The organism is Rhodopseudomonas sp. BR0G17, from assembly GCF_010907025.1.
Lineage (GTDB): Bacteria > Pseudomonadota > Alphaproteobacteria > Rhizobiales > Xanthobacteraceae > Rhodopseudomonas > Rhodopseudomonas palustris_H.
On sequence record NZ_QUML01000091.1, the window covers coordinates 1 to 658 of the forward strand.

Annotated in this window: 1 protein-coding gene; it reads left to right on the top strand. The window is 68.5% G+C overall.

The window, feature by feature from the left end:
- Positions 1-658 (top strand): helix-turn-helix transcriptional regulator (locus DY467_RS25335; RefSeq protein WP_164639798.1); only part of this gene is annotated, 658 nt, incomplete at both ends.

Genomic DNA, 658 nt, shown 5'->3' on the forward strand with positions numbered 1-658 from the left:
CGATGCGGCGATGATCGCGGCGCAGAACAAGCTGATGGCCGCGCTGCCGGCCAATCTGCGCGAAGACGCCGGACGGATGCAGGAGCGCTTTCACCTCGATGCGCCGGGCTGGTTCGGCGAGGCCGAACAGCCGAAGCACTTGCGCGCCGTCGCCGCCGCGATGCTGCGCGGCACCCTGATCAAGATCCGCTACGAGAGCTGGCGCGGCCAGAAGCGCCGCCGCGTCGCCCCGCTCGGCCTCGTGCTGAAGGGCGGCAGCTGGTATCTCGCCGGACAGGTCGACGGCAGCGTCCGAACCTACCGGATCGCGCGCGTGCTCGACTGCACGCCGCTCGACGACCGCTTCACGCGACCGGCCGACTTTGATCTCGCCGCCTACTGGCAAAGCGCGACGCTGCGGATGGAAGCCGAGCTACATCCCAACGTCGCGGTCGTCCGATTGTCACCGTTCGGCGTGACGCTACTCGACGCGCTGAGTCAGCCTTATGTCCGATCGCGCACCGAGCTCGACGACGTCACCGACGCCGACGGCTGGCGCATCGCCAAGATTCCGATCGGCAAAACATCGTGGCACGCGGCGTCCGAACTACTGCGGCTCGGGCCGGAGGCCGAAGTGCTGGAGCCGCCAGAGCTCCGCGCAACGATCGCCGAGATGACG